Below are 24,868 nucleotides of genomic sequence, written 5' to 3'. Positions count from 1 at the left end.
CAGGTGCATATCCTCGGCGGCACGTCCGACGCGCTGGCGTTATGCCGGGTGATGGCCCGGCGCGGAGTGTCCTATAGCCTGTCGGTGGCCACCGCCACCGGCGAGGCGCTGGCGGCGGGCGTGGGCGGCGCCAGGCAGGTGGGCCGCATGGACGCCGCCGGCATGGCCGGGTGGCTTTCGGGGGCGCGCTGGGTTATCGACGCGTCCCATCCCTATGCCGAGCTGGCGTCGCAACATCTAGCGGCGGCGTGTCGGGCGCTGGCGCTGCCGTTGACGCGTTATGAACGTCCCAGCGATATCGACGCCATCACGCATCCCCGTTTATTACCGGTGGATTCGATAGAGCAGGCGTGCCGGACGGCGGCGGCACTGGGACAGCGCATCCTGCTGACCACCGGCAGCAAACAGCTGGCTGATTACGTCAGGCTGCTGCCGGGCAAAACCCTCATAGCCCGCGTGCTGCCCACCGCCGCGATCCTGGCCCAGTGCGCGGAGCTGGGCCTGGGCGTCAGCCAGGTGATCGCCATGACCGGTCCCTTCAGCCGCGAGCTGAACCTGGCCCTGTACCGCCAGTACCGGCCAGAGGTCATGATCACCAAGGAATCCGGCCGGGAAGGAGGCTACGCCGAAAAGGTCTTGCCTTGCCTGGCGCTGAATATCCCCTGCGTGGTCATCCGCCGGCCGCTGATGCGGTGGGATGACGTGATAAGCACGCCGGACGCGTTTGCACACCGGCTGGACCAGTGGCTGAACGCCGCCGGCACGGCGAATAAGGAATCATCATGAAAAAAGCGCTGTTGACCATCAGTTTCGGCACCACCTACACCGAGGCGCGCGAGCGCAATATCGACGCCTGCGAACGGCGGCTGGCCGCCGCATTCGCCGATCGCGTCCCGTTTCGCGCCTTCACCTCCGGCATGGTCATGCGCAAGCTGGCGCAGCGGGACGGCCTGTTTATCGATTCGCCGCAGCAGGCGCTGGAAAAACTCTGGCAACAGGGCTATCGGGATGTGGCGATCCAGTCGCTGCATATCATCAACGGCGATGAGTACGAAAAAATCCTGCATCACGCCGCGGCCTGGCGCGGACGTTTCGACCGGCTGCATATCGGCGCGCCATTGCTTAACGACGAGCGCGATTACGGGCGGCTGATGGCGGCGCTACAGGCGCAAATGCCCGCGCTGGCCGACGACGAGCGGGTGGTGTTTATGGGGCACGGCACCCGCCATCATGCGTTTGCCGCCTACGCATGCCTGGATCATATGCTGGCCGCGCGCGGTATCCCCGCGCTTATCGGCGCGGTGGAAAGTTATCCCGATCTGCAACTGGTCATCGCGCGGCTGAACGCCCAGAAGGTACGCAAGGTGCATTTAATGCCGCTGATGCTGGTGGCGGGCGATCACGCCATCAACGATATGGCGTCCGGGGAGCCCGATTCCTGGAAAAGCCAACTACAGCGTGCCGGCTACGCATGCCGGTGCTGGGTACAGGGGTTGGGGGAAAACCCGCTGGTCCAGCAGCTGTTTGTCGATCATCTCCTGGATCGCGTCACCGAAGAGGTGATGCCATGACCGGCCGGCTGTATGCCATCGGCACCGGGCCGGGCGCCGCCGATTTGATTACGGTGCGCGGCGCCCGCGTGCTCGGCCAACTGGATGTGCTGTACGCGCCGGCGGGACGCAAGGGCGGCGACAGCCTGTCGCTGAGTATTGTGCGCGAATATCTCGCCGCGCGGGTCGATATCAGGACGCGCCATTTTCCCATGAGCCTGGACGCCGGGGAAAAGGATGCCGTGTGGGACGCGGTGGCCCGCGAAATGGCCGCTGATGTGGAGCAGGGGCTGCAGGTGGGTTTTATTACCCTGGGAGACGCCATGCTGTACAGCACCTGGGTATTTTTACTGGCGCGGCTGCAGGGGCGCATACCCATCGACATTATTCCCGGCGTCACCTCGTTCGCCTGCATCGCCGCCCGGGCGCAAATGCCGCTGGCGATGGAAAGCCAGTCGCTGGCGGTGATGGCCTGCACCGATGATGAAAGCGCGCTGGAACAGGCGCTGCTGTCCCATGACTGTGTGGTGCTGATGAAGGTGTATGGCCGTTTTGCCCGCATCCAGGCGCTGCTGGGCCGCCTTGGCCTGCTGGAACACGCCCTGCTGATGGCGGACGCATCGTTGCCGCAGGAGAGGTGCTTCCGCGCGCTGGGCGACCTGGCGCCAGATCAGGCGTTACCTTATTTTTCCACGGTGGTGGTCAATAAAGGCTGGCCCGCCGCCGCAACAGCGCATTTTAATGGATAACCGAGGAGTTAACCGATGAACCTACAGATTGACAAGGGGATGTCCGCGTTCGGCGCCGGCATGACGCTGTTATTGCTGGTGGTGCCGCAGGATGCGTACGCCATGCATATCATGGAGGGTTTCCTGCCGCCGATGTGGGCGCTGGCCTGGTGGCTGCTGTTTTTACCCTGTCTGGCGATCGGACTGACGCGCATGCGGCGGATTGTGGCCGAGGACAGCAACCGCAAGGTGCTGCTGGCGCTGTGCGGCGCGTTTATCTTTGTGCTGTCGGCGCTGAAAATCCCGTCGGTGACCGGCAGCTGTTCCCATCCCACCGGGGTGGGCCTGGCGGTGATTATGTTCGGGCCGTGGGTGCTGTCGGTGCTGGGGGCGGTGGTGCTGCTGTTCCAGGCGCTGCTGCTGGCCCACGGCGGCCTGACCACCCTGGGCGCCAATGCCATTTCCATGGCGGTGGTCGGCCCGATGGTGGGGTATGTGGTCTGGCGGCTGTCGCTGCGCTTAGGCCTGCGGCGCGATGTGGCGGTGTTCCTGTGCGCCATGCTCGCCGATCTGTCCACCTATATGGTGACGTCGCTGCAACTGGGACTGGCGTTCCCCGACCCGGTGTTTGGCTTTACCGGCTCGGCGCTGAAATTTATGGGCGTGTTCTGCCTGACGCAAATCCCCATCGCCATCGCGGAAGGACTGTTAACCGTCATGATTTACGACCAACTGACCAAACGGCAGTTGTTAACCGTCGGGAGTCATTAAAATGAAAAAAATGCTGATATTGCTTTCCCTGGTGGTGGCGCTGATGGTGATGCCGTTTTTTATCAACCATGGCGGCAGCTACGGCGGATCGGACAACGAGGCGGAAGGTCTGATAGGCACCCTGGCGCCCAATTATAAACCCTGGTTTTCGTCGCTCTATGAACCCGCCAGCAGTGAAATCGAAAGCCTGCTGTTTACCCTGCAAGGCTCGATCGGCACCGGGGTGGTATTTTATATTCTCGGTTTTTATCGCGGCAGGGAGAGCCGCGGCAAAAACAAGCGCGGTGGGGAAGGCCGCGGCGACGGCCGTCAGTCCGAAGATGAAGACGACGCCGGCCGGGACGGACGTCATGCTTGAAATCGATCGCCTGTCCTGGCAAAACCGCTGGCAGGCGCGGGATCCGATGCGCAAGTTCGTTCTCTATGCGGCCTTGCTGGGCATTGCGCTGCTGACATCGCCGCTGTATCAATGCGCCACCCTGCTGCTGCTAATCCCCTTGACCTGCTATGTGGCGCGTGTGGGTCTGGCGCGCTATCTGCGCTGGCTCAGCGTGCCGCTGGGATTTCTGGCGGTCAGCCTGCTGAGCATCGCGGTATCTTTTGCCTGGTCCGGCGGTAGTATGATCTACAGCGTGCGGTTGGGAAGCCTGTACCTGGGGCTGGATAAACAGGGCCTGGCGTTGGCCAATCTGGCCATGTGGCGCAGCATGACCGCCCTGGCGGCCACCTATTTATTCGTGCTGACCACGCCTTTTACCCAGATTATCCAGATCCTCAAACGCTGCCGCCTGCCGCGGCTCTTGATCGAGCATACCCTGCTAAGCTATCGCTTTATTTTTATCTTTCTTGACGAGGCCAACGCCATCCGCCAGGCGCAGTCGCTGCGCTTCGGTTACTGTTCGCTGCGTACCGGCTATCATTCGCTGGCGATGCTGGTGGGCATGCTGATGCTGCGGGTCATCACCCGCTACCGGGAAATGTCCGTCGCGCTGGAGGTGAAATTGTACCAGGGCGAATTCCATTTATAAGGATCGACGATGTTAGCGACCGAAGCACTCTGTTTTTCCTGGCAACAGGATCAGCCGGCGCTGTGCGATTTAACGCTGGATTTCAGCCGCGGCCGGGTCACCGGCTTGATTGGCGCCAACGGCTGCGGCAAGTCCACGCTGTTCATGAACCTGCTGGGTTTGCAAAAGCCGCAAAGCGGCAGGGTGCTGTGGCGGGGCAAGCCGCTGGACTATGATAAACGCAGCCTGCTGGCGCTGCGCCAGCAGGTGGTCATGGTGTTCCAGGAACCGGATCACCAACTGTTCTATACCGATATCGACAGCGATATCGCGTTTGCCCTGCGTAACCTCGGCGTGAACGAAGCGGTCATCCAGGCGCGCCTGGCGCAGGCGCTGACGCTGGTGGGGGCCAACGGCTTTCGCCACCGGCCGATCCAGTACCTCAGCCATGGCCAGAAAAAACGCGTGGCCATCGCCGGGGCGCTGGTGATGCAATCGGATTACCTGTTGCTGGACGAACCCACCGCCGGACTGGATCCGCAGGGCCGCGAGGCGATGATCGGCATTATCCAGCGCATCGCGGCCCAGGGCCGGCACGTCATCATCGCCAGCCATGATATCGATCTGATTTATCATATCTGCGATTACATCTATGTCATGGCGCAGGGACGGCTGCTGGCCGAGGGCAGCGAGCGGGAGGTGTTCCAGCAAGCGGCGATGCTGGCGCGCGCGGGGCTGAGCCAGCCTTGGCTCATCAAGGCGCATACCCGGCTCGGCATGCCGCTGGTGAAGACGGAAGATGAACTGTTCGCTTTTTACGAACAATCCCGGGAGGCAAAAGTATGACGATGTCAATCATGGTACAGGGCACCGCGTCCGACGTGGGTAAAAGCGTCCTGGTGGCCGGGCTGTGCCGTATTTTTGCCCAGGACGGCCACCGCGCGGCGCCGTTTAAGGCGCAGAATATGGCGCTGAATTCCTGGATCACCCGCGATGGCGCTGAAATGGGCCGGGCGCAGGTGTTCCAGGCCGAGGCGGCGGGCATTGAGCCGGACGTGCGCATGAACCCGGTATTGCTCAAGCCGACCAGCGATCGGAAATCGCAGGTGATCGTCATGGGCGAGGCGCTATGCCACATGGACGCCATGGATTACCATCGCTACAAGCCGCAGCTGCGCGCGCGGGTCGGCGAAGTATTCCGCAGCCTGGCGGCGGATTTCGACATTATCGTGCTCGAGGGCGCCGGCAGTCCGGCGGAGATCAACCTGCGCGATCGCGATATCGTCAATATGGGCATGGCGCAACAGGCGAACGCGCCGGTGCTGCTGGTGGCCGATATCGACAAGGGCGGGGTGTTCGCCGCCATTTACGGCACCCTGGCGCTGCTGCGCCCGGATGAAAAAGCGCGGGTCAAGGGGGTGATTATCAATAAATTCCGCGGCGACCTGGCGCTGCTCAAGCCCGGGATCGCGCAAATCGAGGCGCTGACCGGCGTGCCGGTGGTGGGCGTGATGCCGTGGTTCGACGAGCCGCTGGAAGATGAGGACGGCGTCGCCCTGCAAGGGGATAAATACCGCCTGGGCGGCGCCCGTGAACTGGATATCGCCGTGGTGCAGTTGCCGCATATCGCCAACTTTTCCGATTTTAACGCGCTGGCGGTGCAGCCGGATGTACGGCTGCGTTATGTAAAGCGCGGTGAAGCGCTGGGCGTGCCGGATCTGCTGATTATTCCCGGCAGTAAAAACACCTTGGGCGATCTTGCCTACCTGCGGGAAAACGGCATCGATGCCGCTATCCATCGCGCCCATGGGCAAAGCGTGCCGGTTCTGGGCATCTGCGGCGGTTTCCAGATGCTGGGCAGGCGGGTCACCGACGGCATCGAATCGGGCATCGCCGAAACCGACGGCCTGGGGCTGCTTGATTGCGACACTCGCTTCGAGCCGCGTAAAATCACCACCCAGGTGGAGGCCGGCGTACAGGCCTTGCCGGCGGGCATCTTCGCCGCCATGGGCGGCCTGGCGCTGAGCGGCTATGAAATCCATATGGGCCAGACCACGCTTGGCGCCGGCGCGCGTCCCTTCGCCACGTTATTACGGCAAAACGGCCGCCCCTGCCGGCAGGACGACGGCGCGGTTAACGCCGCGGGCGACGTGGCCGGCAGCTATATTCACGGGCTGTTCGACAGCCCGTTGTTTACCCGGGCGCTGCTTGACGCGCTGCGCGAGCGGCGCGGCCTTGATGCGCTGGATACGCCGGTGACCGGCTGGCGCGAGCGCAAGGAGCTGTCGTTTGATGCGCTGGCAGGCCAGATGCGCGCCCATATCGATATCCCGCTGCTGTACCGTATTATGCGTGAGCAGGCGGCGACGGGAGAACCGGCATGATACTGGTGACCGGCGGCGCGCGCAGCGGCAAAAGCCGCCTGGCCGAAAGCCTTGCCGCCCGCGACGGCGGCGCGGTGCTGTATATCGCCACCTCGGTGGTGACCGACGAAGAAATGGCGCAGCGGGTGGAAAAACATCGCCGCGATCGTCCCGCGCACTGGCTGACCTGGGAGGGCCATCGCGATCTTGACCGGGTGATCCGCGCCCATGCCGGCCGGGTCGAGGCGGTACTGCTGGAGTGCGTCACCACGCTTATCACCAACCTGCTGTTTGACCAGGCGGGCGCCACGCCGCCCGATGCGATGGATTTCGACGCCATCGAGCGCCATATCGCCGGGCATATCGACGCGCTGATCGCCGCCTGCGCCGACGCGCGCTGCCGGGTGGTGCTGGTCACCAACGAACTTGGCATGGGCATCGTACCGGAAAATCTGCTGGCCCGGCGGTTTCGCGATATCGCGGGCAGGGTCAACCAGCGGCTGGCCGCCGCCGCTACCGACGTCTGGCTGGTGGTATCCGGCATTCCGGTGCCGATCAAAGGCGGCGGCCAGAGGGACCAGCCTGCCGGCAATTACTGCGTAAATACTCACCATCGCCGCGGCGGAGCAACACAATGACGTCTTTTCTGGCCACCCTGCAATTTATGACCCGCCTGCCTGTGCCCGCGCGCTGGACGCGGGATTTGCCGCTGGACGCCTATGCGCGCGGCGTGATCTGGATGCCGGTGGTGGGATTGGTGGTGGGCGGGTGTTGCGCGCTGGTCTTCGCCCTGGCGCAGCCGGCGTTCGGCACGCCGCTGGCCGCCCTGCTGGCGGTGCTGGCCAATGCCATGGTCACCGGGGCCTTTCATCTCGACGGGTTGGCGGATACCTGCGACGGTATTTTCTCGGCGCGCAAGCGCGAGCAGATGCTGGAGATCATGCGCGACAGCCGCATCGGCACCAACGGCGCGCTGGCCATGGTATTCGCCATCGGCCTGCGGCTGGCGGCCATGGCGGCGCTAAGCCTGCATCCCGGCGGCGCGCTGCCCTATATCATCGCCGCTCCGGTGGTCAGCCGCGCCCTGATAAGCATTCTGATGTATCACCAGCGCTATGCCCGCGAAACGGGGCTCGGCAACGTCTATATCGGCAAAATCAGCGGTCATCATTTTGCCGTGACGCTGCTCGCCGGCATGCTGCTGACCCTGGCGATTGCCGGCCTGCGCGGCCTTGCTGCGGCGCTTATCGTCCTGGCGCTGGCTTACGGCTACCGCGCCAGGATTAACGCGGTGCTGGGCGGCCAGACCGGCGATACCCTGGGCTGCGGCGTGGAGGTATTCGAATGGCTGTTTTTGCTCGCGGCCCTGGCCGTTCCGCTATGAGACTCTATTTAGTGCGTCACGGCGAAACCCAGGCCAACCGCGACGGCGTTTACTGCGGCGTCAGCGATGTGGTCCTGACGCTGAAGGGACGATTCCAGGCGCACCGGGTGGCCTGGCAACTGGCGGAGATTCCCTTCGGGCGGGTCTTGACCTCCCGGCTCAGGCGCAGCCGGGAGACGGCCGATATCATCCGTCCCGGCATGCCGCCTGAGGCCTGGCAGGAATGGGACGAAATGAATTTCGGCGCCTGGGAACTACGCCATCATCGCGATCTCGCTACGCAGGATCCGCAGCGTTATGCGGCCTGGTGCGACGATTGGCAGCATGTGGCCCCGCCCGGCGGCGAAGGGTTCCAGGCGTTTGCGCAGCGGGTGGGGCTTGCGGCCGCGCGCCTGCGCGAACAGGACGGCGCGGACGCTATCCTGCTGGTGGCCCATCAGGGCGTGCTCGGCGTACTGCTGGCCACGCTGCTGGGAATGCCGCCCGCCGCCATGTGGCATTTTCCCTTCCGCCAGGACGCCTTTACCCAGGTCACGCTTAACGACGGATTTTGTGTGCTCAACCAGTTAAACGACAGCGGCCGGGCCATGATGCCCGCACGCTGAAACCGTAACCCATTTTCCAGGAGAAGGTAATGAAAACACTGCAACAGGTCATCGACGCCATCCGTCCTTTGGACGAGAAAGCCATGGCGCGGGCGGAACAGCGTCTCGACGGCTTGCTTAAGCCGCCGGGAAGTCTTGGCCGCCTGGAGACGCTTGCCGTCCAGCTGGCGGGCATTATGGGCGACCGGCCGCTGGCGTTTGCGGGTAAAGAGATGATGGTGATGGTGGCCGATCACGGGGTATACGAAGAAGGGGTGGCGGTATCGCCGCGCATCGTTACCGCCATCCAGGCGGCGAATATGGTCAAGGGCACCACCGGGATCTGCGTGCTGGCGGCCAACGCCGGCGCGGCCGTCACCGTGGTGGATCTGGGCATTGACTGCGAGCAGCCTTTGCCCGGACTGCTGGACCGGCGCATGGGCCGCGGCTGCGGCAATATCGCCACCGGTCCGGCGATGACCGCCGGCCAGGCGCGCACCGTACTTGAAACCGGCGCGGCGCTGGTCGCCGAAGCGGTTGGACGGGGCATCACCTTATTCGGCGTCGGCGAGCTGGGCATGGCGAACACCACACCCGCCGCCGCGCTGGTGAGCGTGTTAACCGGCGCGCCGGCGGAGGACGTCGTCGGCCGCGGCGCCAACCTGCCGCTGTCCATGCTGGCGCATAAAATCGAGGTGGTGGAGCGCGCCATCGCCGTAAACCGCCCTGATGCGCGGGATGGCCTCGACGTGCTGGCGAAAGTGGGCGGTTATGATCTTGGCGGCATGGCCGGCGTCATGCTGGGCGCCGCCGCCGAGGGGGTCCCGGTGATACTGGACGGTTTCCTGTCCTACGCCGCCGCGCTGGTCGCCTGTCGCATCGCCCCGCAGGCGCGGCCTTATTTAATCCCCTCGCACCTTTCCGCGGAAAAAGGGGCGAAGATCGCCCTGGCACATCTGGATCTGCGGCCTTATTTTGATCTGGAGATGCGCCTGGGCGAGGGCAGCGGCGCCGCGCTTGCCATGAATCTGGTGGACGCCGCCTGCGCCGTTTATAACGATATGGGCACGCTGGCGGACAGCGCTATCGTCCTGCCCGCCCATTAAACGCCACGGCGGGCGGCAACGTGCCTATCCGGCGGTTGCCGCCCGCCCCGGCGGCCATTAACCCGCGCTGACCCGCGCCGGCGGCAATATCGTGCCTTTTGCCGCCGCCCTCTATTGACCCTCCCGTGCTTACCCTGCATGCTCTGCAATACGACCGGTCGTATTATTTTTTCTCTTTTATCGTCTTTTATCTTTTCAGGCAGAGGATGTTCCATGAGCACACCCATGTACGGCGCGCGCCTTGCGCCGCTATTATTGCTGCCGGCGCTGGCTGCCCTGATGGCCGCCGGCTGCAAGCCCGCCGCCCCGGCGCAGCAAACACAGCAGGCGATCCCGGTGGCGGTGACCACCGTGATGTTCCAGCCGGTACGCCAATGGGACGATTTTACCGGCCGGCTGGAAGCCATACAAAGCGTGGACGTCAGGCCGCGGGTCGGGGGTTTTATCGATGCTATCGCGTTCGACGACGGCGCGCGTGTCCATAAGGGCCAGGTGCTGTACCAAATTGATCCCAGGCCCTACCAGGCGGAGGTGGACCGGCTGGAGGCCGGGCTACAGCAGGCGGTGGCTAACGCGGCGCTCGCCAGGACCAACCGCGAGCGCAGCCGGCGGCTGATCGTGGTGAACGCGATTTCCAGCAGCGAGCTGGATGCCCAGGAGGCCAACGCCAAAGTCACGGTGGCCAATGTGGCCGCCGCGCAGGCGGCGCTGGCCACGGCGCGGCTTAACCTGTCGTTTACCCAGGTGAGCGCGCCCATCGACGGGCGCATTTCCAAGGCGCTGATCACCCGGGGCAATCTGGTGACCACCGACAGCCTGCTGACCACCATTGTCTCCGATAGCCCGATATACGCGGCGTTCAATGTGGACGAGCAGGCCTACCTGAAATATGCCGCCGCCCAGCGCGGCAAGGATAACGCGGTCTTTATCGGCCTGATGGGCGAAAACGGTTTTCCCCACCGCGCGCGCCTGCGTTTCCTGGATAACGTGGTGGATCCCCGCAGCGGCACCCTGGCGGCCAGGGCGGTCTTGGATAATGCCGACGGCAGCCTGACGCCGGGCCTGTTCAGCCGGGTGCGCCTGGTGTCCTCCGAGGTGCAGCGGGTCGCCCTGCTGCCGGAACAGGCGCTGGGCACCGATCTGGGCAAACGTTATGTGCTGGTGCTGGATAAGGACCGGCGGGTGCAATATCGGGCCATTACCCTGGGACAGGCGGTGGGCGAGTGGCGCATCGTGAAAAGCGGGCTGAACGAGGGCGAACAGGTGGTGGTGGACGGGCTGCAAAAAGTGCGGCCGGGAGACGTGGTGGCGCCGCACGCCGCCACTGCGGATACGTCGCCGGCCGCGCTGGCCGCCTTGCTTCCCCATGATTAGCGGTGACCTGATGAAAGGCATCCGCGGCAGCGGCGCCATGGCCTGTTACCTATCTATGAGATTATTATGAATATTTCACGGTTTTTTGTCAGCCGGCCCCGGTTCGCGGTGGTGCTGTCGCTGGTGATTTTCGCCGCCGGCTTAGTGGCGCTGCCGCTGTTGCCCATTGCCGAATATCCGGAAGTGGTGCCGACCACCATTGTGGTCAATACCACCTTTGCCGGGGCGGATCCGTCCGTTATCGCCGAAACGGTGGCCTCGCCTATCGAACAGGCGATTAACGGCGTCGAGGGCATGCTGTATCAATCCTCGCAGGCCACCAGCGACGGCGCCTTGACCGTGACGGTCACCTTTGCGCTGGGCACCGACGGCGACAAGGCCCAGGTGCTGGTGCAAAACCGCGTGGCGCAGGTGCTGTCGAGGTTGCCGCCCGAAGTGCAGCGGGTCGGCGTGACCACCAATAAATCCTCGCCCACGCTGATTGAAGTGGTGCACCTGACCTCGGACGATAACCGTTATGACATGCTTTACCTGGCAAGCTATGCGCAACTGCATGTCAAGGATGCGCTGGTGCGCGCGTATGGCGTTGGTGATGTCAGCGTCTTCGGCCTCGGGCCCTATTCCATGCGCGTCTGGCTCGATCCGGAACAGCTGGCGGCGCGCTCCCTTACCGCCGGCGACGTGGTGGCGGCGCTGCGCGAGCAAAATATCCAGGTGGCGGCGGGGCAGGTAGGCGGGTCGCCCGCCGCCAGCCAGGCGCAGTTCCAGATTTCCGTGGTGACCCAGGGACGGCTGGAAACCGAAGAGCAGTTCGGCGATATCATCCTGCGCGCCGACGGGCAGGGCAAGATTATCCACTTGCGCGATGTGGCGCGCCTGGAACTGGGCTCGGACAACTATTCGTTGCGTACCCTGCTCGACAACCAGCCCGCGGTGGCGCTGGGCGTTTTCCAGCGTCCCGGCACCAACGCCCTGCAGATGGCGGATAACGTCCAGTCCACCATGGACCGGCTGGCGAAGGATTTCCCCCAGGGCGTTAAATACCATATCGTCTACAACACCACCGGCTTTGTGCATCAGTCCATCAATGAAGTCGTGCATACCCTGTTCGAGGCCGTCATCCTGGTGGTGCTGGTGGTGATTTTATTCCTGCAAAGCTGGCGCGCCTCGATTATTCCGCTGGTCGCCGTGCCGGTAAGCCTGGTGGGCACGTTTGCGGTCATGCTGCTGATGGGCTTTGGCCTGAATGCCCTGACCATGTTCGGCCTGGTGCTGGCCATCGGCATCGTGGTCGACGACGCCATCGTGGTGGTGGAGAACGTCGAGCGCAATATCGCCCTGGGATTAGCGCCGGTGCAGGCCACCCATAAGGCGATGAGCGAGGTCAGCGGCCCCATTATCTCCACCGCGCTGGTGCTGTGTTCGGTCTTTATCCCCACCGCCTTCCTCAGCGGTCTGACCGGCGAATTTTATCGCCAGTTTGCCCTGACCATTGCCATTTCCACGGTGATCTCCGCCTTCAATTCCCTGACGCTGTCGCCGGCGCTGGCGGCGCTGCTGCTGCGCCCGCATCACGCCGCCCGGGATAACTTCCAGCGCTTTATCGACCGGGTGTTCGGCTGGCTGTTCCGGCCGTTCAACCTGGGGTTTGTGCGCTTGTCCCATGGCCATGTCGGGGTGGTGTCGCGCGTACTGCACCGGTCATCGGTGGCGCTGCTGATCTACGGCGGGCTGCTGGCGCTGACCGTCCTGCTGTTTATGCGCACGCCGGGCGGATTTGTGCCCCAGCAGGACAAGCTTTACCTGGTGTCGGTGATCCAATTGCCGGACGCCGCCACGCTCGATCGTACCGAGGCGGTGGTGCGCCAGGTCAGCGATATTGCGCTGCATACGCCGGGCGTCAGCCACGCGGTCGCGTTTCCCGGTCTGTCGATTAACGGATTTGTGCGCAGCACCAATTCGGCGGTGGTCTTTTTGCCGCTGGATGATTTTAGCGCCCGCCGCGACCCGTCGCTTTCGGCCGGGGCCATCGCCATGACGCTTAACCAAAAGCTTTCCGGCATAACCGAAGCCAATGTGGCGGTGTTCCCGCCGCCGCCGATCCTGGGGTTGGGCTCGCTCGGCGGTTTTCGCCTGCAAATCGAGGATCAGGCCGATCGGGGGCCGGACGCCTTGTTCCAGGCAACGCAACGGCTCATCGCCGCCGCCGCCAAAGATCCCGCGCTGACCGGATTGTTCACGTCCTATCAGATTGGCGTGCCGAAAATCCATGCCGACGTCGATCGGGAAAAGGCCAAGGCGCAAGGGGTCTCGCTTACCGATCTGTTTGAGACCATGCAGGTGTATCTCGGCTCGGTCTATGTCAATGATTTCAACCGCTTCGGCCGCACTTACCAGGTGAATGTGCAGGCGGACCAGCGTTTTCGCATGCATGCCGAGGATATTGGCCATTTGCAGACCCGTAACGCCGCCGGGCAGATGATTCCCATCGGCGCGTTTGTCACCACCTACGACACCACGGGTCCGGATCGCATCAGCCACTATAACGGCAGCCTGACGGCGGAAATCAACGGCGCGCCGGCGCCGGGCTTCAGTTCGGACCAGGCCCAGGCCAGGCTTGAGGCCCTGGCGCAACAGGAATTACCTCATGGGATGAGTTTTGAATGGACGGAACTGACCTATCAGCAAATCCTGGCCGGCAATACCGCCATTTATGTCTTTCCCATCTGCGTGCTGCTGGCGTTTCTGGTGCTGGTGGCCCAATACGAAAGCTGGACGCTGCCGCTGGTGGTGATCCTGACCGTGCCCATGTGCCTGCTGTGCGCGCTGATCGGCGTACAGTTGACCCATGGCGACAACAACGTCTTTACCCAGATTGGCCTGGTGGTGCTGGTGGGGCTGGCATGCAAGAACGCCATCTTAATCGTCGAATTCGCCCGCGACCGCGAGCTGGAAAACGACAGCCTGCTGCAGGCGGTGCTGAGCGCCTGCCGGCTGCGGCTGCGGCCGATCCTGATGACGTCGCTGGCGTTTATCATGGGGGTGGCCCCGCTGGCGGTGTCGGTGGGCGCGGGGGCGGAGATGCGCAATGCCATCGGCATCGCGGTATTCGCCGGCATGCTGGGCGTGACGTTGTTCGGTTTTATCCTTACCCCGGTCTTCTACTGGACGGTTCGCCGCATCACCGGCGGCACGCTCAAGGGCGGACGGGACGCGCCTGGGACGGACGCGGCCGCCCGGGCCATCGCACCAACGGGCAAAGATGGCTGACAGAATAGGCTATGATGACAGGAGCGCTTTTCACCGGGTGAAAAGCGCGCCGTGCCGTGGGCCGTCCTGGCGGTAACGGGCGGTGCGCCCGGGACGCTTCGCTTGCAAAATACGACCGGTCGTCTATATAATCATGCGGTATTCGTTATCTGGAGGCTCTGTTTTTTATGGCAAAACCAAGCGTACGCGATAAAATTGTCGACGCCGCGCTGGAACGTTTTCATACGCTCGGTTTCAGCGCGTGCAGCGTGCAGGATATTGTGGATACCGCCGGCGTGCCGAAAGGGTCTTTTTATAACTATTTTAAAGCTAAAGAATTACTGGCGCTGGAAGTACTCTCCATTTACGGCCAGGACTCGAACCGTGAAATCCTTGAAGACGCCAGCCTGCCGCCCATTGAGCGTCTGCGCGCGCATTTCGAGTACATGGCCGCCTATTACGCCGACTTCGGTTATGAAAAAGGGTGCCTGATCGGCAACCTGGCCGCCGAGATGACGGATAACACGCCGCTGCTGCGTCAGGCCATTTGCCAGTCGCTGGAAAAATGGACCGCCGCCGTGACCGCGACCCTGCGCGAAGGGCAAAAGGACGGCACCATTATCGCCAGCCTGGATGCGGAAAAAGTGGCCCGTTTTGTTATCAATAGCTGGGAAGGCGCGGTTGTGCGCATGAAAATAGCCCGTTGTCGGCAGCCGCTGGATGATTTTTTCGCCGTGGCCTTTCCGTTATTAAACCGTCCGACGCCGGAATAATCGCCACAGCTATTTGCCTGACGCCCGTTTCTTTTCCTGACTGCGAGCCTATCATGACCGGAAGGACCTTGACCCTCGGACGCCGGGCCAGTTTTTGGGTGGCCGCCGCCGTTGTCGGCCATACTATCTGGACCAGCGCCGCGCCCGCCATGACCTATCCGCTGTATGCCTCGGAATGGGGCCTGACCACCACCCAAACGTCGACTATCTTTGCCATCTATCCCATCGTGGTGGTGGCCATCCTGGTGTGTTTCGGCGATATTTCCGATTATATCGGGCGGCGCACCACCATGTTGTTGGGATTGGCGGCGTCGCTTATCGGGGTATTGCTGTTCGCGGTCGCGCCGGGTTTGTGGTGGATTTATCTCGGGCGGGTCTTCATGGGCATCGGGGTGGGGTTGTCGGCGGGGCCGTCCACCGCCGCCATGATTGAGTTTAGCGCCGAGGGCCAGGCCAAAAAAGCCAGCGCCATTACCACGGTGTCGCAGGCGGTGGGCCTGGCGCTGGCGACGTTGGTAGGCGGCGCGCTGATAGAGTACGCGCCTTTTCCCACGCGGCTGAACTTCTGGCTGCTGCTGGTTATCATCCTGGCTATTTTTGCCACCGCCTGGTTTTTGCCGCGCCATAGCGCGGTGCCGGGGCAGGGACGCTGGCGTCCGCGAACGCCGTCGGTTCCCTCGGGCCTGGGCGGCGTGGTGCTGACGGCGGTGGCGGCGGTGGTATGCGCCTATTCTATCGGCACCGTGGGGTTATCGCTGGGCGCCAAGATAGCGCGGGATCTGATCGGTTCCGCCAACGTGCTGCTTAACGGCGCCACCATGTCGGTGTTCGCCATCGTGCTTGGCGTGGTGGGACTGGCCTGCAAAAGTATGCCGTCGCGTACGGCGATCGCTCTGGGCGGTCTTTGCACGGTGGCGGGCATGGCATGCCTGGTGATCTCGGTATCCTGGCATTCGCTGCTGCTGTTCCTGGCCTTTTTAATCGCCGCCGGGTGCGGTTATAGCCTGTTGTTTATGGGCGGGCTGGGGCTTATCAATATGTATGCGCCCGCCCGTCTTCGCGGCGGCACGCTGTCCGCGCTGTATTTGGTGGCCTACCTGATCCAGGGGGCGTTTGCGCTGCTGCTGGGCGCCAGCGCCAGTCGTTGGGGGCTGGGCTTCGCCATCGACCAGGGCGCGGTGGTGATTGCCTCGCTGTGTCTTATCACCGGCGCGATTGCCGTCTTTATGACCGTACCGAAAGCCGCCCACCTCGCGGTACGGTGCGTGGAAAAAAAATCAGTGACAACGTCACAATAATCCATCCCCGGCTGTTAACACGCCTGCCGCGCTGGCAGGCGGCAAACCCCGTCCTATCGGCACTTTCTCCCGCGCCCGCCTGTCATTGACGTGCCGCCGGCAAACGGCTTATGATAAAATTATCGTTCGTTAATAAAAAGAGGTTGACTAAAAATACGACCGGTCATATTGTAAGTGCAAGGTTATCAATTACGGGGAATGTCTATATGAATCAGAAGGTCATTATTCAGGATTTGATGGAATGGTTGGAAAACAATCTGGATAAGTCATTGTCTCTGGATCACGTAGCCGCCAAATCCGGGTATTCAAAATGGCATTTACAGCGGATGTTCCGCAATGTGACCGGCGATGCGCTGGGCACCTATATTCGCACCCGTCGGCTGTCACGCGCCGCGTCGGAACTGTGTCTTAAGGACCAAAGCATCCTTGATATCGCCCTGCAAAGCGGCTTCGATTCGCAACAGTCCTTCAGCCGGGCGTTCAAGCGCCAGTTCAGCCAGACGCCCGGGGCCTATCGTTCGCGGATGGCTTATCCTTACCATCCGGAAGAGTCCATGGAGGATAAGTATATCCCGGCTAAGCGCGCGGCTCATGCGTCGCAGCCGGTATTTTAAGTAAGCAGATTTGACAGTCCGGCGACGACGCGGCTAGCCGCCCGGAAATACCAACCCGGCCGCCGGCGGCCGACATTGCCTCCGGCAAGCCGGTAGCGGCTCTAGGCTTCGGCCGCTGTGATCAGGTTGATGATGGCGCCCAGGCGCTGGCGCTGTTCAAGGCTGATTTCCGCTGCACCCGCATATCCCGCATTTTGCCGTATCAGTATATTCAGGCCCACCAGCCAGTCGTAGACATAGAAGGCGGTATTGTTCACCGGGGCGGCATTAAGCCGGGTCAAACGGTGGGACGCGTCGATGTCGTGCCCGGGCGCCGCCGGGCGCGTAAAAATTTTATGGCCGGGATTGATGCGGCTGTCGGGCCGTTGCGCGTCGCTTAGCCGCGTAAACCCCAGCCAGGCGACGAAATCACCCAATACGGCCAAGGCCCGCGCCACCTGCCGATCGGCCTTGCTCTCAGGCGGCAGGCCCGCTGGCGCCATATCCATCAGCATGTGCTCAAGCGACCCCAGGATATCGAGCCGGATGGCGGCGGTAATCAACTCCGCCATCAACATGGCCATGGTCGGCCTGGCGATACCGAGCAAGGCCAGCAGCGGCGCGTTTTCCGGCAGGTTGCGCAAATGATTTATCCAATAGCGTTGCACATTGCGGGCAAACATTTTGTCGTCCGTCGCGCCGGTGAAGTCTGCGGTGTTGATGACCTGGCCGGTCGGCGCCTCGGGCGCGCTGAGCAGATCGAAGGCGATGCCGACGCCAAAGGGGCCGGCGCCGTCCGCGGCCGGTTCGGTATGGCCGGCGGCGTCCGGTGGTAGCTGCAGGTAGAGGCGGCGCATTTCGTCACGCGTGGGCAGCAGGTGCTCGAGCAGTTCTCCGTGCATGCCGGCGCGCGCCTGCAGCGCTTTAAGCAGTGTGTGCGCGACGTGTTGTTTGGGTAATGTCTCCGCGTCCTCCGCCGCGGCCTGCTGCCATTCGCCGAGCAGGTTTTCGGCCAGTTCCGCCTGCAGCGCCTTCGTCTGTTCGCCCAGGCGCTCCAGGCCCGCCTCGCGCTGCGCCGCGGGGGCGAGGTAGGCCGCCAGGGCGTTGACGCCCCGCGAATCCATCGCCAGCAACGTGCCCCAGGTATCGCCCGGATTGCCGACATAGCGCTGCACGGCGGCATCGTAATTAGTGCCGTGGACCACACGTTGATCGAAGCGGGTCAGCGCCCAGATCAGGGCGGGTTTGCGCCGGCCGCGCACCCCGGCGTTTTCTCCCTGGCTGCGCCTGACCCAATAATCCAGCAGCCTGCCGACTTCGGCGACCGCCGCGCGGTCCTGCGCCGCGGTACAGACCATCAGCACATTCACCGTCTGGGCATCGGTATAACGTTCGGGCAGATAAGCACAGCGGGCGCGCAGCAGGGCCGGCGCCAGCGGGTAGGCGGGCTCGCCGCCCGCGCCGGTGGCCGCCGTGGTTTCAAGGCTGCCGTCGATACCGGCGAAATCGATAAAATCCACCTGCGCGCCGCCGCTTCCGCTCACGCCGGCATCCAGCGGCATCAACAGTTCAACGGCCAGCATCGCCAGCTCGGCCATCGTCAGTTCAACCGGCTTTCCCGCGCGGCCGTTCAGCATGGGGATCACCTGCAGCAGCGGGTCGGCGGCGCTATGCAGGCGCGACAGCGACGCGATATCCAGGATGCCGTCCGCCTGGCGCATCGTATCGTCCACCAGCGCGCCAAGCGGCGCCAGCACGTGCTGCGCGCCGCCCAGATGCTGCGCGATAGCGGCAAAATGGCGGTAGGCGTCGCTCAAGTCCGCGCGCCCTCGCCACAGCACCGAGAACAGCTCGGCGCGATCCTCGACGCTCAGGCAGGGCGCCAGCTCGACCGCCGCCGGCCAGAACCGCGTCTCCAGCTGTTTCTGCCGCCGCCGATCGTGGCGGGAAACATAATCCCAAATCGCCACCACGGCATCCCCGCTCATGCCGGCGACCGGTTCCACCTGCCGCCGCGCGAGCAGCCGGTCCAGGCGGTCATCCAGCGCGCGATCGTCCAGGTCCCGGGCGGTGTTTTCGCCCCCGGCTTCACGCAGGGAGAGGGTAAACAGCAGCATGGCGATATCCGCTTCACTGAGCAGCGACAGCTGGACCGGATAGGCGGCGTTTTCCGCCTGTACGCGCTGGGCGAAACGCAGCACCAGGCCTGACGCCCGGCTCTGCGGCTCGATAAGGGACAGGACATCCAGCCGTTTGCCGCCAAGCGTGGTGGACAGCCGGTCGTCCTGCCCCACGGTCAGCGCCGTGATCAGATGCAGTTTTCCCCGCGCCGATTGCCCAAAAAAACCAATGGCGCCGGCGGTGTGCGACGCGTTGTACAAATGGCTGGCCTGCAGGCGGCAGCGGCGCAGTTTTATGCCCAGCCGGCCGGCTTCCATATCCAGGCGCGGCGCATGCCGGCGCGTGGCCGCAATCCAGTCGATCGCCTGGTCGATGCCTTGCAGTACCTGGCGCAGCTGGTTATGCAACTGGTTTTGCAATTGGGGAGCCAGCGGGTTGGCAACCGGGTTTAATTTACGCCGCGCCGGTATCGGGGAAGAGATTAATTGACTCATTTTTTCACTATGCTCCCGCTATCGATCCAATATTCGGTCGCGCCTGAACCACTGTCGGCCAGGGTATTTAACGTCAGGCGCACATGGTGCCGCGGCACGGGCGTACCGTCTTCCAGCACCGCCTCCGCTATCTCGAAACGCTCAGGTCCCGCCCGGGAAGTGTCCTGCGCCACCGCCAGCCTGATGCGCAGTTCGCTTTCCCCGGCCACGCGCCGGGCGAGCGCAGGATCGGCTATCGACAGCGTATACAGCGCGGAGGCCGGCCAGCGTTCATTATCCAGTTGGCGAAAGCCCAGGCATAACGCGCCGCGCATGCGAAAGCTGGCGGTGGCGTCCAACGCGCAATCCGGCGCGTCAAGATCGATATCGCGGTAAAAAACATTCTCGTCGGCCAGGGTGTGGTTGCCGTCCAGCATGCCCAGATAGCGCAGGGTGGAGTAGGGCTGGAAGTCACCGGCTTTGAAATAGAACCCCGGCAAACGCAGGCTAAGCGCCAGCAGGCACAGCATCGCGCCAACCGCCGCGGTGGATTTGGGATTTTCGATGCGTCCCCGCTGGTTAAAGGGATACCACGCGCTGGTATGGTAGCCGTCCAGCGACAGAATCCGGTTATTGGGCAGCGGCTGCAGGTGGCGGAACAAGGCCTGGATGCCCGGGAAACGCGCCGGCCGCCCGGTAAGCAGCAGCACGTCGCAATCGTGGAGCGAGACGACTTCAGACAACGAGCGCAGGTGTTGGGTAATCGTCATGCGGTTGGCCAGGAACTCATCATGCAGTTTGCCCAGCCTTATCTGGAGCGGGACGCGTAGAATATCGAACGGCGCGGCATCCGCCGGCAGGCCGCGCTGCACCTCGCCATGGATATACGCCAACACGCCAGGCGTGGGCTGCTGGGTCAGCAACTCGCCGAAGACGGCATCGATTTCCGTGCGGTTTTCCAGGGGATCGAATCGTTCATAGGCCGCCAGGATCGCGCGGCCGACGGGCATAAACAGCTGCAGCGTCGTCTGCTGGCGCAGCGTGCTGTGCCCGTCCATGCGCCCGTCGCCGCCAAACAGCCGGGCGAGCAGCATGCCGGGGTTGTCCAGGCCGGCGCTGAGCAGCGCCGCCTCCAGGGCGGGCAAGACAAACAGCTGGATCACCTCCAGCAGGATATCGTCGCCCGCGACTTTAAAACCTTCGCGGAACAGCAGCCGCGGGGTGATTTTGACATCTTTGCCGCTGCCGTCGTCCAGGCTGTACTGGGTGATGGCTAAATCGGTGGTGCCTCCGCCGATATCAATGGAGGCGATGCGTAGGGTCTTGCCGGCGCTGCCGGCGGCGGATGCCTTATCCGGCCGCGCCATGGCGCCAAAAAATGCGTTGGTATGACCGGCGAAGTTAACCTGGGTTTCGTTATACAGATAGACCATCTGGCCGCAGGTGGCCTCGTCCCAGTCCATCCGCACTTCGGGCGCCGGTACCCGGCTGCCGGCCCGGTCGCTGGGGGAGGAGAAGGGTTCGTCCGCGCGATGCCAGCCCATCGTTTTCCATACCAGGCCAATCGCTTCGTTCATCCGCCTGAGGAAGATTTCCCGCTCCGGTTTCGGCATCGCCGAGGGCAGGGTCAGGACGATGGTGCGCAGTTGACGCGGCGCCACGTCGTGGCCCATCTTCAGCCGCTGCGCCACGCTGTTGATTTGCATTATCGCCTGCGCCAGCAGTTCCGACAGCATCAGCGTCATCAGCGAGCTGCGGCTGTAATGCGGCGAAAAGACCGGCAGGCGGTCGTCCAGCGCCAGCAGGTACAGCGGCTGGCCCTCGTCATTGATCAGGTGGGTAAACGGCGCTTGCACCGCCGGCGGTTCAAGCGCCGGTCCGCCAGCACCCTGGCTGAACCGCCAGCCGGGAGCATAACTTTCCTCATCCCACAAATAGCGCCGCGGACTGGAAAGACCGGTGGATCCGTCGACGCCCCGGCGCTGCAGCGCCAGGCGCGCCGCCTCCCGGCCGACGCGGGTAATAGCGGGCCAGAGAAAGGCGTCGTCGCGCCCGCTTTCGAGCGAGAAACCGGGTTTGCCGAAAGGCGCCTGGGCAAACTCGACACGGCTTTCAAACAGTTCGTTATATAAAAACTGCGGCTCGCCCAGATCGCGGATCAGCAATTCATAGGCAAGCTTGAGGCCGTTGGGCTCATCGGCATGTTCTTCCACCAGGACGCCGCAGGTATGCGAATTGCCGACATCCAGGATCAAATCCACTTTTACCACCGGCTCCTGAAGCGTGCCGGCGCTGATTTTTATTTCCGGCATAGGCAGCTGTTCACCCAGCAGCGCCAGCAAATTGAGATAATGGGCCTGATATTCAAAGGAACGGAACGCCACCTCCATCTCCCGGGCGCTGCGATCGTCCTGGCGCGATGCCTGCTGGGTAAACACCTCGCGCAGCCAGCCGTCGACCCAGGTAAGATCGAGAAATTCGCCCAGCTCGTCGCTGCGGTGCGCCAGAGTAAAGCCGATGCCGTTATGGATATCGTTTTCGTTGGGGGCTACCGGGGCGTCGGCATGGCCGGCCGGATACACCCGGGTGTCAAAGGCGACGCTGACCCGGTGGGTAAAGCCGTGCCGGTCCGGCGCATCCAGGGCGCAAATGCGCACCCGCGCCCAATTATCCGGTCCTCCCAGCAGGGTGCGCGGGGGCATAAAGCGGAACACGGGCAGCGGCAGCCAGAGCTTGTCCAGCAATGCCAGGGATTGCTCAAGGCTGAAACTGAACTCGGGCTTTACCACCTCCGGCGGCGCGCCCGCCGGTACCGGAACGGAATATTTGCCGGTCTGCGCGTGGTAATCCAGGCGCAGCAAGGGTCCGTTGGCGGTCTGGCGGACAAACTTGCCGGGCAGTTCGGCGTTATAGCCGGGCGTCAGGGCGAAATCCAGAAACTGGATACCGCTGTCGCGAATCAGCGTGATGTTTTTTGGGTAATCCGTAATCGTCGCCAGCATTTATTATTCACTCTCGCGCTTCATCGTTATCGGAAAAGCCGTATTGGCGTCATAACGGCCTTTGCACTCGGCGACGCCCTTCGCGCCTTGTCTGCAGACGATTTCCGGCATTTGATAGCGGGTGCCGTCGCTGCAGCGGGCCTTGGCCCGGCTGTTGATGATCAGATTGCCCGATTTCATCAGCCCGGCGTCAACCGCCGTGCGGCAGGTCACCCCGTCGCCATGGGTGATTTTCACCGTGCCTTTGCCATGGTTAAGCTGGTATTTAAGGCTCGGTGGCTTACCGGTCAGTGGTTCCTTGATATCCACCGTGGCGCGCCAGCCGCCGTTAAGAAAATCCGTCGAGCCTATTTTTACCGTCTCGGGCGGCAGAACCAGCGCGTTCTTGCTGATGGCGGCCGGCGCGACGGCCGGGACCAGCGCCTCCGGCGCCGCGGCGGCGGGGAGCGGCGCGGCTTGCACATCCGGCAATGGCGCTATGGCGGGGGCGGACGCCCTGATCCGGCCATCGCCCGCGGCGGCGGGGCCGTTTGCCAGCGCCGCCGCGCCGTCGGCGGGCTTTGGCTGCGCCGCGGCGGCATCTAAGGATAGCGCCTTATCGGCGGGATTGGCCGCGTCTGACGCCCTCAGCCCGCCGTTCGTGGCGCTGGAAAGCTGTTTTTCCAGCGGCGGCCGGGGGGCGTCGGTCAGGGGACTGGCGGCGGGCAGGGCGCGTTTTTCCGCCTCAAGGGCGGTCAGCGCCGAGGCGGACAGGACAGGCGGCGGGCGGGAGACGCAGCCGCGGATTTGCAGCGCCAATATGGCCAGCAGGGCAAGCGCCGGCGGGATCCACCACATGCGCCGCCACGATAGCGCCGGTGCCGCCGCAGCCGCAGCCGGCGCGTTTTCCACGGGGGCGGTGGCCGCGATGCGTGGTGAAGCGCGGTCAACATCCCGCGCCAGGTCGGTAACCAATGCCGGGTCCAGGACGGTGTTATCGACGGGTGGGCGCAGGCTGGCAAAAGCATCGGCGTTGGTTTTTTTATCCGTGCCGACAAAACCCCAGAACGTCAATACCGGTTTGCCGCCCACCAGATAGACATAATGCTGATCGGGAAAACGCATGGCTTTCGACAGCAGCGCGCCAAACAGCCTGAGTGAGGGTTTTTCCGCCGCGGCGGCGCGCTGGCAAAGGCCCGCTGCGGCGGCCTGGCAGCCTTCCAATTCCGCAAGGGCGGACGCGCGTTCGGCATCGCTGGCGCCGGCCCAGGAGGACACCTTGCCCGCGCGCGGCGAATACCAGTCGATCCGATCGCCATCCTCGTTGGGCTGGGGGATCGCCAGACAGTCGGCGATCCGCGGCCGTTGCCGCAGACGCAACGTTTCCCTTATTTCCAACGCCGATGCATACACCGGCCGGCCCTGTTCGCCCAACGCATAAATATCAAGCAAACCGCCGCTACGTAAAAATGTTTTTGCCACGCAAAAGGGACCTATGAAAAGTAACACCCGACGGGGAATAAAAATTTTTTTCTATCAGCTGATACTGTAAATCGAACGCAGGCAAATCAAACGCCCGAATAGGCGGCAAAAAAGACAAATATTCGGGGTATCGAAAGAAGAGAGTCCCGGCCCGGCGGCCGGGAAAGGGCTTTATTGCGGGGTAGTATCCATACCGAACCATTTCATGGTCAGCGTTTTCAGCGTGCCGTCCTGCTTGGCGCTGGCAATGGCCTCGTCAAACATCTTTTTCAGTTCCGGATCGGTTTTGCGGATGCCCACCGCCGATCCGCTGCCCAGGATACCGCCGATAAACTGCGGGCCGGCCAGGACGATATCCTGGTTGCCGGGCTTGGTCTTGGCGCCGTTCAGATAGGTGACCGAGGCGAAGACCATATCCACCCGGCCGGATTTAAGATCAAGATCGTGCTCTTCGGTGGTTTTATATTCGCGCACCGTCACCACGCCTTTTAAATATTTTTCCAGGAACTGCTGGCCGATGGAGGAGCCTTGCACGCCGATGATTTTGCCTTTAAGCAGCGGGGTCAGTTTGTCCAGTTCGGCTTTTGCGCCCGCTTCATCGCTGGTAAGCGAGAACCGGGTTCCCAGGTCCGGCAAGGCGGCCAGCGGACTGTTTTTCAGCACCGCGAAAGTTTGTCCCGCATTACTGTAGGAGGCAGAAAAATCAATGATTTTTTTACGCGCCTCGGTGGCGGACAGACCGTCCATGATGGCATCGAATTTGCCGGCGTTCAGCGCCGGGATGACGCCGGCAAAAGGCTGTACGATAATCTGGCATTCCACTTTCATTTTTGCGCACAGCACTTTGTAGAGATCGATTTCAAATCCATCCAGGGTACCGTCGGGTTTGGTAAAGTTATATGGCCGGAACGCCCCTTCGGTGGCGATTTTCACCACCGTCCATTTTTTCCCCTCTTCGGCATGACCGCCGAAGCTGGTCGCCAGAGTGGTGGTAATGCACAACGCGCGTACCAGGTTTACCAATTTCATTG

The 24,868-nt window shown here is 63.0% G+C and carries 19 protein-coding genes and 2 pseudogenes; 17 read left to right on the top strand and 4 right to left on the bottom strand.

Features of this window, described 5'->3' with window-relative positions; genetic code table 11:
- Positions 1-3: 3 nt before the first annotated feature.
- From cobK to ABUK12_RS04225, 17 genes and pseudogenes are all read left to right on the top strand, one after another.
- Positions 4-786, top strand: coding sequence for a precorrin-6A reductase (gene cobK / locus ABUK12_RS04305; protein ID WP_410015120.1), 783 nt, complete (start codon positions 4-6; stop codon positions 784-786).
- Entirely contained in the window at positions 783-1,571 is a 789-nt protein-coding gene (gene cbiK, locus ABUK12_RS04300) for a sirohydrochlorin cobaltochelatase (RefSeq protein WP_410015119.1), read from the top strand. Before cobK ends, cbiK begins: the two co-directional genes overlap by 4 nt.
- Entirely contained in the window at positions 1,568-2,299 is a 732-nt protein-coding gene (locus ABUK12_RS04295) for a cobalt-factor II C(20)-methyltransferase (protein WP_410015118.1), read from the top strand. Before cbiK ends, ABUK12_RS04295 begins: the two co-directional genes overlap by 4 nt.
- 15 nt (positions 2,300-2,314) lie before the next feature.
- The gene (cbiM, locus tag ABUK12_RS04290; RefSeq protein WP_410015117.1) at positions 2,315-3,049 is read left to right on the top strand and encodes a cobalt ECF transporter S component CbiM; all 735 of its coding nucleotides are present in this window, start codon (positions 2,315-2,317) and stop codon (positions 3,047-3,049) included.
- A gap of 1 nt (position 3,050) precedes the next feature.
- A complete protein-coding gene (locus ABUK12_RS04285) occupies positions 3,051-3,407 on the top strand; it encodes an energy-coupling factor ABC transporter substrate-binding protein (RefSeq protein WP_410015116.1) in 357 nt (118 codons plus the stop codon).
- Positions 3,400-4,077, top strand: a complete 678-nt coding sequence (locus ABUK12_RS04280) for an energy-coupling factor ABC transporter transmembrane protein (protein WP_410015115.1) — start codon at positions 3,400-3,402, stop codon at positions 4,075-4,077. Before ABUK12_RS04285 ends, ABUK12_RS04280 begins: the two co-directional genes overlap by 8 nt.
- Positions 4,078-4,086: 9 nt before the next feature.
- Positions 4,087-4,902, top strand: a complete 816-nt coding sequence (locus tag ABUK12_RS04275) for an ATP-binding cassette domain-containing protein (RefSeq protein WP_410015114.1) — start codon at positions 4,087-4,089, stop codon at positions 4,900-4,902.
- Positions 4,899-6,440, top strand: a complete 1,542-nt coding sequence (locus ABUK12_RS04270) for a cobyric acid synthase (protein ID WP_410015113.1) — start codon at positions 4,899-4,901, stop codon at positions 6,438-6,440. The genes ABUK12_RS04275 and ABUK12_RS04270 overlap by 4 nt, the downstream gene beginning before the upstream one ends.
- Positions 6,437-6,979, top strand: a pseudogene (gene cobU / locus ABUK12_RS04265) (bifunctional adenosylcobinamide kinase/adenosylcobinamide-phosphate guanylyltransferase); the annotation flags it as partial. The gene ABUK12_RS04270 and the pseudogene cobU, both read left to right, overlap by 4 nt.
- A 74-nt stretch (positions 6,980-7,053) precedes the next feature.
- The gene (gene cobS / locus ABUK12_RS04260; RefSeq protein WP_410015112.1) at positions 7,054-7,803 is read left to right on the top strand and encodes an adenosylcobinamide-GDP ribazoletransferase; all 750 of its coding nucleotides are present in this window, start codon (positions 7,054-7,056) and stop codon (positions 7,801-7,803) included.
- Positions 7,800-8,408: an adenosylcobalamin/alpha-ribazole phosphatase gene (locus ABUK12_RS04255; protein WP_410015111.1), complete on the top strand. Its 609-nt coding sequence runs from the start codon at positions 7,800-7,802 to the stop codon at positions 8,406-8,408. The genes cobS and ABUK12_RS04255 overlap by 4 nt, the downstream gene beginning before the upstream one ends.
- 29 nt (positions 8,409-8,437) lie before the next feature.
- Positions 8,438-9,493 carry a nicotinate-nucleotide--dimethylbenzimidazole phosphoribosyltransferase gene (cobT, locus tag ABUK12_RS04250; protein WP_410015110.1) on the top strand — a complete coding sequence of 352 codons (1,056 nt, stop codon included), beginning with the start codon at positions 8,438-8,440 and terminating at the stop codon, positions 9,491-9,493.
- 213 nt (positions 9,494-9,706) lie between these two features.
- Positions 9,707-10,867, top strand: coding sequence for an efflux RND transporter periplasmic adaptor subunit (locus ABUK12_RS04245; RefSeq protein ID WP_410015109.1), 1,161 nt, complete (start codon positions 9,707-9,709; stop codon positions 10,865-10,867).
- Positions 10,868-10,933: 66 nt separating this feature from the next.
- Positions 10,934-14,137, top strand: a complete 3,204-nt coding sequence (locus ABUK12_RS04240) for an efflux RND transporter permease subunit (RefSeq protein WP_410015108.1) — start codon at positions 10,934-10,936, stop codon at positions 14,135-14,137.
- Between the two features lie 167 nt (positions 14,138-14,304).
- Entirely contained in the window at positions 14,305-14,889 is a 585-nt protein-coding gene (locus ABUK12_RS04235) for a TetR family transcriptional regulator C-terminal domain-containing protein (RefSeq protein ID WP_410015107.1), read from the top strand.
- Between the two features lie 53 nt (positions 14,890-14,942).
- Positions 14,943-16,187, top strand: coding sequence for an MFS transporter (locus tag ABUK12_RS04230; protein WP_410015106.1), 1,245 nt, complete (start codon positions 14,943-14,945; stop codon positions 16,185-16,187).
- Between the two features lie 206 nt (positions 16,188-16,393).
- Positions 16,394-16,705: pseudogene (locus ABUK12_RS04225) on the top strand (helix-turn-helix domain-containing protein); the annotation flags it as partial.
- Between the two features lie 197 nt (positions 16,706-16,902).
- Here ABUK12_RS04225 and ABUK12_RS04220 read toward each other — a convergent pair.
- From ABUK12_RS04220 to ABUK12_RS04205, 4 genes are all read right to left on the bottom strand, one after another.
- Entirely contained in the window at positions 16,903-19,395 is a 2,493-nt protein-coding gene (locus ABUK12_RS04220; RefSeq protein WP_410015105.1) for a virulence factor SrfC family protein, read from the bottom strand.
- Complete coding sequence (locus ABUK12_RS04215) at positions 19,392-22,376, bottom strand: virulence factor SrfB (protein ID WP_410015104.1); 2,985 nt, start codon at positions 22,374-22,376, stop codon at positions 19,392-19,394. The genes ABUK12_RS04220 and ABUK12_RS04215 overlap by 4 nt, the downstream gene beginning before the upstream one ends.
- Before the next feature lie 3 nt (positions 22,377-22,379).
- Complete coding sequence (locus ABUK12_RS04210) at positions 22,380-23,837, bottom strand: SrfA family protein (RefSeq protein ID WP_410015103.1); 1,458 nt, start codon at positions 23,835-23,837, stop codon at positions 22,380-22,382.
- Between the two features lie 171 nt (positions 23,838-24,008).
- Positions 24,009-24,866, bottom strand: a complete 858-nt coding sequence (locus ABUK12_RS04205) for a transporter substrate-binding domain-containing protein (protein ID WP_410015102.1) — start codon at positions 24,864-24,866, stop codon at positions 24,009-24,011.
- Between the last annotated feature and the right edge of the window lie 2 nt (positions 24,867-24,868).

It is taken from the genome of Sodalis sp. C49, assembly GCF_046352915.1.
In the GTDB taxonomy this organism is placed as follows: domain Bacteria; phylum Pseudomonadota; class Gammaproteobacteria; order Enterobacterales; family Enterobacteriaceae; genus Acerihabitans.
This window is presented reverse-complemented; position numbering and strand designations above follow the sequence as displayed.